Origin of the sequence: Streptomyces misionensis (assembly GCF_007896895.1) — a bacterium.
GTDB lineage: Bacteria > Actinomycetota > Actinomycetes > Streptomycetales > Streptomycetaceae > Streptomyces > Streptomyces misionensis_A.
The window spans coordinates 1-8,155 of the sequence record NZ_VOGW01000007.1 but is presented as its reverse complement, the minus strand read 5'-3'; the positions used below and the strand labels follow the sequence as shown (position 1 = coordinate 8,155).

The following is an 8,155-nucleotide window of genomic DNA, read 5'->3' as shown; positions in this document are numbered from 1 at the left end:
GCCCCTTCCCTCGGGCCCCGCGCCCATGCCTTCTCGTCCCGTGCTCATGCCTTCTCCCGCGCATGGCCGGGGTAGCTGTCCACGCCCCGCTCGGCCTGGTCGCACCATGGGCACCACGGCCGTTCCACGGTGTGCACGTGACGGGCGGTCACCGTGCACACCCGCAGCCGGCCGGGGGCCTGCTCGGCCGCGAGGGCCTCGGCCCAGTCCGCCGCCGACGGGCGCCGGAGCGGATCCGCGAACGCCGTCCGGAACAGCTCGGCGAGCCGTCTGGGCAGCAGGTCGGCGGGCGGCACGGAGCGGGGCAGCACCACCGAGGCGCGGTCCACGAGCCGGCAGCGGCCGTGGCGCACGTTGTCGTCGTACGACACGTAGTCGGCGCCGTCCGCGGGGTACCCGGCGAAGGGATGCAGTCCGGACATGAGGAGCTGATGGACCAGGACGGCCAGGGCGAAGTCATCGGACGCGGTGTCCGGTGGCGTGCCGGCGGGCACGCCGATCCGCTCGGGGGCGGTGTACCCGGGGGTGCGCATCCGGCCCCGGAAGAGCTCGCGGCCGTCCCTGAACTGCCAGGAGTCGATGTCCGCCAGACCGACCCGGCCGGTCTCGTCGACCCAGAGGTTGTCGGGCTTGAGATCGCCCACCACGTACTCCTCCGCGTGCACTTCCGCCAGCAGCCGGGACAGGGCGAGGGCGGCGCGCAGGCCGGTCGCCCACGTCGCCCGGGGCAGCAGGACGCGGCGCGTGGCGGCGGTGAGGAGGTGGCTGAACGGCTGGTAGGCGTGGCGCATGTCGGTCATCACATAGCCGTCGACCCGGTCCGCGGCCCGGCCGGCGGCCGTGTGCACGGGGACCAGCGGCCAGGCCAGCCGGACGGGGGTCCCGGCGAGCAGGCCGACGGTGCCGGGCTCGCGGCGACGGCGCACCAGGCGGGCCACGCGGCGCCGGAAGGCCTCGGGGTCGGGCGGACCGGGGACGAGCTTCGCGACGAGGGGGCGGGTGTCGTCGACGCCGTACACGAATCCCTCGGAACCACTGCCGATCTGCTCGGTGAGCCGCCATGTGTGTCCGGTGCCGGACACGACCGTCAGTCCCACGCTCACGCCCCTTCGGTCAGGGCGCACAGGACGGTCAGGTCGTCGCCGGTCCGGCCGGCCTCGGGCCCGGAGAGCCTGCTGCGCAGGGGCTCGGCGTCCCCGTCGTTGCCGCGGAGGGTGGCGGTGAGGCCGAGGAAGAAGCGTTCGGCCGGCAGCGGGCCGGCTTCGGCGGGCAGTCCGCGCACCGAGGGATGGTCGAGGGCGAGCGGCGCGCAGCCGTCGGTGGCCAGGACCACCGCGGCGAGTTCCGGCTCCCAGACGACGAAGGTGCGTACGCGCAGGGCCGCGCCCGGGGAGGAGAGGAAGCCGGACGGTCCGGTGGGCGGCGGCAGGACCAGGTGGCAGCGGTCGTCGCGGGTCACCAGGGTCGCGAAGCCGTCGCCCAGCGAGACGAAGGCCAGCCAGGGCGGGGCGACGGCGGTCGCGGTGAGGGTGGCGCCCAGCAGGCCCGGGTCCGCCGGACCCGCGTCGGTGCCCAGCACCCCGCAAACGGCCCGGAGATACTCCTCCACCACCCTTCGTCCGCGCCCCGCGGTCCACCGGGTCCATGTCTCCGGTGTCTCCCGGGTGTCCGGTAACTCCTCCGCCAGCAACCGGCACGCCGCGTCGACGGCTATGTGGGCGCCCAGGGCGCTGCGGTCACGGCTGCCGGCCCCGTCGGAGACGGCCAGCACCGCGGCCCCGCCGAGGTCGACCGCCTTGAAGGCGTCCTGGCAGCCCTGCGCGGCGGCGAGGTGAGCGGTGCCCTGGACGGAGGTGCCCGCGATGATCACAGCAGGCCCCTCTCCATCTCCTCCATGCGGGCGAGCCGGGTGGCCCGGTCGTCGACCTGCTGGTGGATGAGGTCGGCGTCCTGGTCCGGGCTGCTGTCGTCGGTGCTCTGGAAGAGCAGTTCGAGGATCCGGCCGAAGTCCAGGTTCTCCAGCGGGGAGGTCGCCTTCGGGGCGAGCACCCGCAGCATGGGCAGGTCGGCGCCGCGCACCCCGATCACCTGGAAGACCCACTCGCCCTTCGCCTCGCCCTCGCGCACCCGGTCCGCCGTGCCGGCGAGGGCCGCCTCGTCCAGCGGGCGGCCCTGGTCGTCGCTCGGCGCGCCGTCCGTCAGGACCCACAGGAAGGGGCGCCGCACCGGCACCCGTTGCCGCTGGAGGGCGCGGTAGCGCGTGCGGGCCAGGTCGAGGGCCGTGTCCACGGCCTGCGTCAGCCGGGTCAGGCCCTCGGCGCGCAGCACGGGCGGGTGCATGCCGTCCGCCGGGACGAAGAGCCGGTCGGGGGCGGCCTGTTCGACCGGGACCAGCCGGCCCGGGCCGGGGTCGTAGACGCGCACCGCCGAGTCGAAGGTGATGAGGCAGACCTCCACCCGGGTGCGCAGCCGCTCCTGCGCGCGGACCCCGTCGAACCAGCGGGCCAGCGCGTCGTTGAGCTCGTCGATCCGCGGGTGCCCGGCCGGCCGGCCCATGGAGGCGGAGGTGTCCAGGAGCAGGACCACGGGCTGGCGTTCCTCGTACCCGGACCCGAACTCGATGCCGTGGACGCTCATTCGGCCGCCGCCCCGGTGTCCTCGCGGGCCACCGGCAGCGGCCGCGTCCGGTCACGGCGCACGGTGACGGGCGTGCCCGGCGGCAGACCGGGCGGCTCGGGCACCGTGCGCAGCAGGACTCCGTCGACGAGCACGTACGCGTCCGGGGCGGGCCAGGTCACCGTGCGACCCGTGCGGCCGTCCGCCCATTCGGTCATCCCCCTGGTCATACGGCCACCGTAGGTGACGCAGGCATCCCGTTCCCGTCCCTTGCGTGAATTGGCACCGCAGCGGTGCCGGTTGCGGCGGGTGCGCGGGCCGCCCGGGGGATCGCTCCCCCGCGGCACCCCCTGAGCGGCCCGCCCTTCCAGTCAACCGGACCGGCCGGGCGCCGCCTGGTCGCGCACCGGGCGCATCCTGGCCGGTATCCGCTCCACCGCGCGCGCGGCGTCCTGGGTGTGCACCACGAAGTGCACGTCCCAGCGTGCCCCGCGCGCCAGTTCCGCCTCGACGGCGCTCCACACCGCGGCCGCGCTCACCCGGTGCGGAAGCCCGCCGCGCCCGGAACCGAGCAACGGGAAGCAGACCGAGCGCAGCGGCGGGTCGTGCCGGTCGTGCTCCTCGGCGAGCAGCGCGAGCGCGCGGGAGGTGGCGCGGGTGATGTCGGCGGGCAGCACGTCGTAGTCGTTGGTGCCGGCCCGGGGCACGGCCACCGCCGCGTGGTAGATCCGCCGTACGCCGTACCGGGCCATGGCACCCGAGCCGGTGGCCGCGACCGTGCCCGGGAGCACCGGGCGGCCCGAAGTGCCGTGCCGGGCCGCCCACGTGCGCAGCTCGTCGTGGACCGGGTCGTCCAGCAGGTCGCCGGTCACCCCGCGCACGGAGGCGGCCCGGCGCAACGAGGCGGAGACCGAGGACTTGTACGGCTCGGGCAGCGCGAGGTAGGTGTTGGCCGGGGAGACCACCACGTCCACGTCCCGCAGCAGGTCGACGGGGTGCACATGGAGGGTGAGCCGTACGGTCCGCCCGCCGGCCAGGACCTCCACGAAGCGGTGGGTCCCGCCGTCCTGCTCGTCGTCGTCCGGGGCGCCGGCCCCGTCCTGCGCCAGTGCCACGATGTGCTCGGCCACCTGCCCGAGCACCATCACCTCGTGGTGCTTGCGGAAGCGCTCCTCGCTCACCCGGTACACCTGCGCCGCGCGGGCCCGGCGGGAGGCGGCCGGCCAGTCCCGGGTGCCCTGGGCCAGGCCCAGCGTGTACTCGGCGGCGGTGCGCAGCGTGCCCGCGTCGAGCCGCCCCACCGCGCGGCGCAGCAGCGCCTCGACGGCGCTCTCGCGGGTGCGCGCGGTCACCGAGGAGGCCGCGGCCGTTTCCAGGGCGGGCAGTTCGCTACCGCGCAGCCGCAGCAGCCCCGCCCGCCGAACCACCTGTAATTCCCCGAGAACCGACGCATGGTCGATGGACGGCGGTGCCATGCGCCAACGATGGCATCCGACGTCTCACCGGGACAAGCGAGCTGCGGGCGGAACACCGAAGCAGGCGGGACACCGGAGGCGGCGCACAGCGGCGGGCGGGCCCCGGCGCTCAGCGGCGCAGCGGCTCCCTGACCGCCGAACGCAGCGGCTCCAGCAGCTGGTTGACCTCCTTCACGCCCTCCGGCGAACCGAGGTCCGCGATGCTGCGGAACGGCAGTGCCTCGAGCGGTCCGTCGGGGTGGTCCGCGAGACGGTCCCCGAAGAGCACCAGGGACCGCCGTGACGGGTTCCGCTTCGACTCCCAGATCATCCCCATGGCCTCGGGTGCCTGGGCGCGGATCTCCCGGGCCCAGCGGCGCGTGCCCCGGTAGTGCTCGGGCCCCTCGTCCTCCAGCAGGGTGTGGTCCTGGCAGACGGCGGCGAGGGCCGCTCCGGAGCGCAGCGAGACCAGTTTCAGCTCACACCGGGTGCGCACGGCGTTCAGCGACTTGCCGCGCACCGCCGCCCAGGGCACCAGTCGCATGCTGGTCTCCGGGTCGAAGCGGACCGAGCGCAGCAGGGTCTCGGCGAGCGCGGTCTCCGGCTCCGTCGCCGCGTAGAGGCAGGGGTACGGGTCCTCGGGCGTCGCGTGGAAGCGGCCCGGCGCGGGGTCGTCCGGGTCGAAGGGCTTGAACTCCTCGGCCGCTAACCGGGACGAGTGCATCCGCCACAGGTGGGTGCCGGCGGGCAGCACCTCCCAGTGCGGCCGGAAGCGGTACACGGAGGGCGAGACGGTGAGCATCAGTCCCCCTCGACCAACGCGACGGCGGCGCCGACCAGTTCGCGGTCGGGCCGGACGCCGAGGAGGGCGGCGGGCGATCCGCCGTCCAGCCACGCGTTGCCGCTCAGCCACCAGTCGGCGGCTCCCCACGGGTCCGCGTCGGCGAGCAGCACCCGGTTGACCTCCAGGACGACCTCGTACGGCGTTCCGTCCCCGGGCCGGAACTGGAACTCGGGGTAGCGGTCGCCGAGCCGGATCAGTTCGGGCGGTGGCGCCGAACCGTCGTACCGGGCGCGGACCTCGCCGGCCGAGAGTGCGGGCGCCTGGAGCAGCCGGCGCTCGACGGCGGCGATGATGGCCGGTGTGTCGGGGGGCGGTGGCGGGACGAGCGTGAGCCGGGCCAGCAGGTCCCGCGAGCGCGAGACGACCGGGCCGCCGACGGGCGCCGTGGCGACGAGCCGTACGGAGTCCAGCGCCTTGCGGACCGGATGCCCGAACGGCAGCGGCACCAGGCAGTGGCGCACGGCCTGGAGGGCCCGGCGCACGGCCCGTTCGTCGTCGGGCGCGGTGTCGGCGAGCTCCCGCAACCGGGTGAGCAGCAACGCGTACTGTTCCTCGGTCAGTTGGGCGCGAATGCTGTCACGGTGCTCTTCGATGAGGGCGAGCACCTGGGTCCCGCCGTCCTCACCCGGGTTCATACGGTCTCCTTTCCTTGGCCGGGGTGGCCCTGGTGGATGAAGGCGGCCCACAGCGCGGGCCGGCAGAGATCGGGGCGGCGGACGTCCCCGCGGAACTGTTCGCTCAGGCAGCCGGGATCCTCGCGGTCCGGGTCGAGCATCCACAACTGCGCGGCCCGCAGCGCGTCGACGGGGCCGAGGCCGGCCCGCAGGTGGTGGTGGAAGACCGCCATCAGCAGGATCGAGGCGCTGTCCTCGACCCGCCAGCGGGTCCCCACGACATCGCGCGCGCCACCCGAGACGAACGCCGTGGTGAGGGTCAGCGCCTCGTCGTGGTCACGGTTGCTCAGATCGGTCTCGCAGGCGCTCATGACGACCAACGGCCCGTCCGCCGCCTCCTGTTCGGCGGGCTGCGGCCGGTCGAGGAGCCGGGTCACGGTGAGCCGGCCGCTCTCCTCGTCGGAGCCCGCGAGGTGCAGGGCCGACTCCGTCGGGCGCGTTCCCGCCATGCCGTGCGTGGCCAGATGGACCATCGAGTGGTCCTGGGCGAGCAGGGACAGCAGTTGCTCGGGGGTACCGGCCGGCACCGAGTCGCGCGGGAAGGCCGCGAAGTCGCCGTACAGCCGTGCCCCCGGGTAGAAGGCGTTGCGCAGCTCCAGGACCTCCAGTTCGGCGTAGGTGAGTGTGATGGTCGGGTCGGCCACCAGGGCCGGGGCCGAGACCGGGTCGCGCGGCTTGCGGCGCGCGGTGCGCAGGAACTCGCCTCCGGAGGCCGCGTAGCTGATCACCAGGGCCTGGCAGAGGTAGTCGAACGGGGCACGCTCGGGAAAGCGGGCCGCGTGCCACGGGACGATCCCGAGCCGGCCGCAGGGAACCAGCACGACGCGGGGCGTACGGCGGTCGGCCGCGTCGCCCGGCAGGTACTCGTCCAGTCCGGCGAGGACGTGGACGAACACGAGGTGCGCCCAGTGGCACAGCTCGGACAGAGCCTCCTCCCAGGCGGCTTCCGCCCGTTCGCCCCCGGGCGCCTTGGCACGGGCGTCGACCGCGTCCATGTACCGCTCCAACGGGCCGCTGTTCTCCTCGGAGAGGATGGGCAGCGGGCCCACGCCGATGCCGACCTCGGGGCCGACGACCAGCAGCATGCCCGGGGCCTCGCCGCCGTCGCCGGGGACCAGGTAGATCAGCGCGTCGGCACCGGCCTCGCCCACTCCGTCGGCCAGTTCGCGCAGAGTGGGGGTGCCGAGCAGGCCACCGCGCTGCCGGTAGCCGAGGGCCTCCAGGGCGCGCCGGCGCAGGGTGCTGGGCAGCTCGGGAGGCAGCTCGGTGCTGTCGGTGACGCCGGACTCCCGCCAGGCGGCGGCGAGTTCGGGATGTCCGCGGTCCTCCAGCAGCTCCGGTACGGCCCGGGAGGTGGCCGCCGCCTTCAGCACCAGCGCCCGTCCCAGCTCCAGGGCGGCGGCCGCGTCCTCCACCCGGTCGTGGGCGGCGGCCCACAGGGCGGCCCGGATGCCGAGGGAGGCACCGTTGCGGGCGGTCGTCAGACGGTCTTCGGCGCCGTGCTGGAGCAGGACGTCCGCGGCGATGGTGGCCAGGGCCTCGTTCGCCGCGTCGGTCGCGGCCTGCGCGTCGGACTCGGCGCGCTCCTGGTGCCAGCGGGCGCGGTAGGCCTCGGCGAGCTGCCACAGGGACTCGCCCGCGACACGCGGGGCCCGGCCCTGCCGGATGTGCTCGCGGAGCCGCTCCAGCGTGGTGATGACGGCTTCGAGGTCCGCCGGGTCCTTGGTGAAGGAGTAGCGGATGCCCAGGCGGCTCACCGCGGAGTGCAGCTCGGCGGCGGTGGCGTCGGCCGGCGGTGGCTCCCGGTCCGGGAGGTTCGTCGGGTCGTCGGTGAGGTAGGCGCGAAAGGCCGCGGCGTCGGGGAAGACGGAGTCGAGTTCCGCCACGCCCAACGGGAGGCCGCTGTCCCCCGCGGCCGCCCTTCCGGCCTCGAAGTCGGCGAGAGCGCTCAGGAGCATCTCCTTGTCCATGGTGGCCCGGCCGAGCATGAGGCGGCCCATGGACCGGGCGACGAGGCCGATGTAGTGCAGGTCGTGTCCCTCGGGAACGGAGTCGGCCAGCGCCTCGGCCTTGCCCAGGAGTTCCCGGAGTCCCTGCACGTCGTCCTGCGCGACGGTGCGGAACTCGGTCATCAGGCTCATCACGTCGGCCCCGACCGCCAGGCTGTCGGCCATGGGCATCGAGGTCTGCGACTTGCGCCGCAGGTAGTCGACGCCCGTCCTCAGGTTCGCGAAGCCGAGCGCCTGGTCCTGGAGGGTGCCGCCCGCACCGTCGCTCGCGTTGAGCAGCAGCGCCATCAGCGCCTCCAGGGCGTCGGTGTCCGCGACGCCCTCCGGCATCCCGTCCAGCGCGCCGCGCAGCCGCCGCAGCTGCTCGTCGAGGGCGGCCGGATCGCCGCCGCCGACATGATTCGTGAAGTCCAGGGAGGTGGTGTTGGCGGCCTGCACCGCGACGAGGAGCCGCCGGAACTCGTCGGCGGTCCGGGGCATGCCCCGACCACCGGCACCGGTACCGACGGAGGGGCCGGGCGCGGTGGGACGGGGGGTCTGCGTGGACGACGATCCGGG

Annotated in this window: 8 protein-coding genes; all 8 read right to left on the bottom strand. The window is 74.8% G+C overall.

Annotated features, from left to right (window positions below):
- Positions 1–44: 44 nt before the first annotated feature.
- Complete coding sequence (locus FRZ03_RS01450; protein WP_261398460.1) at positions 45–1,097, bottom strand: protein kinase domain-containing protein; 1,053 nt, start codon at positions 1,095–1,097, stop codon at positions 45–47.
- Between the two features lie 2 nt (positions 1,098–1,099).
- The gene (locus FRZ03_RS01445) at positions 1,100–1,870 is read right to left on the bottom strand and encodes a PP2C family serine/threonine-protein phosphatase (protein ID WP_146463271.1); all 771 of its coding nucleotides are present in this window, start codon (positions 1,868–1,870) and stop codon (positions 1,100–1,102) included.
- A complete protein-coding gene (locus FRZ03_RS01440) occupies positions 1,867–2,637 on the bottom strand; it encodes a vWA domain-containing protein (protein ID WP_146463270.1) in 771 nt (256 codons plus the stop codon). The genes FRZ03_RS01445 and FRZ03_RS01440 overlap by 4 nt, the downstream gene beginning before the upstream one ends.
- Positions 2,634–2,846 carry an NfeD family protein gene (locus FRZ03_RS01435; RefSeq protein ID WP_261398459.1) on the bottom strand — a complete coding sequence of 71 codons (213 nt, stop codon included), beginning with the start codon at positions 2,844–2,846 and terminating at the stop codon, positions 2,634–2,636. The genes FRZ03_RS01440 and FRZ03_RS01435 overlap by 4 nt, the downstream gene beginning before the upstream one ends.
- 141 nt (positions 2,847–2,987) lie before the next feature.
- Positions 2,988–4,091, bottom strand: coding sequence for a macro domain-containing protein (locus FRZ03_RS01430; RefSeq protein ID WP_146463269.1), 1,104 nt, complete (start codon positions 4,089–4,091; stop codon positions 2,988–2,990).
- 109 nt (positions 4,092–4,200) lie between these two features.
- Positions 4,201–4,872: an RES family NAD+ phosphorylase gene (locus FRZ03_RS01425; RefSeq protein WP_146463268.1), complete on the bottom strand. Its 672-nt coding sequence runs from the start codon at positions 4,870–4,872 to the stop codon at positions 4,201–4,203.
- Positions 4,872–5,549, bottom strand: a complete 678-nt coding sequence (locus tag FRZ03_RS01420; protein ID WP_146463267.1) for a hypothetical protein — start codon at positions 5,547–5,549, stop codon at positions 4,872–4,874. The genes FRZ03_RS01425 and FRZ03_RS01420 overlap by 1 nt, the downstream gene beginning before the upstream one ends.
- Entirely contained in the window at positions 5,546–8,077 is a 2,532-nt protein-coding gene (locus FRZ03_RS01415) for a CHAT domain-containing protein (protein ID WP_261398458.1), read from the bottom strand. Before FRZ03_RS01415 ends, FRZ03_RS01420 begins: the two co-directional genes overlap by 4 nt.
- Positions 8,078–8,155 lie beyond the last annotated feature (78 nt).

Excerpts from the sequence above, each read along its gene's own strand:
- FRZ03_RS01425 (WP_146463268.1), bottom strand. The coding sequence starts at position 4,872 with ATGCTCACCGTCTCGCCCTCCGTGTACCGCTTCCGGCCGCACTGGGAG.
- FRZ03_RS01415 (WP_261398458.1), bottom strand. The coding sequence starts at position 8,077 with ATGCCCCGGACCGCCGACGAGTTCCGGCGGCTCCTCGTCGCGGTGCAG.
- FRZ03_RS01420 (WP_146463267.1), bottom strand. The coding sequence starts at position 5,549 with ATGAACCCGGGTGAGGACGGCGGGACCCAGGTGCTCGCCCTCATCGAA.
- FRZ03_RS01440 (WP_146463270.1), bottom strand. The coding sequence starts at position 2,637 with ATGAGCGTCCACGGCATCGAGTTCGGGTCCGGGTACGAGGAACGCCAG.
- FRZ03_RS01435 (WP_261398459.1), bottom strand. The coding sequence starts at position 2,846 with ATGACCAGGGGGATGACCGAATGGGCGGACGGCCGCACGGGTCGCACG.
- FRZ03_RS01430 (WP_146463269.1), bottom strand. The coding sequence starts at position 4,091 with ATGGCACCGCCGTCCATCGACCATGCGTCGGTTCTCGGGGAATTACAG.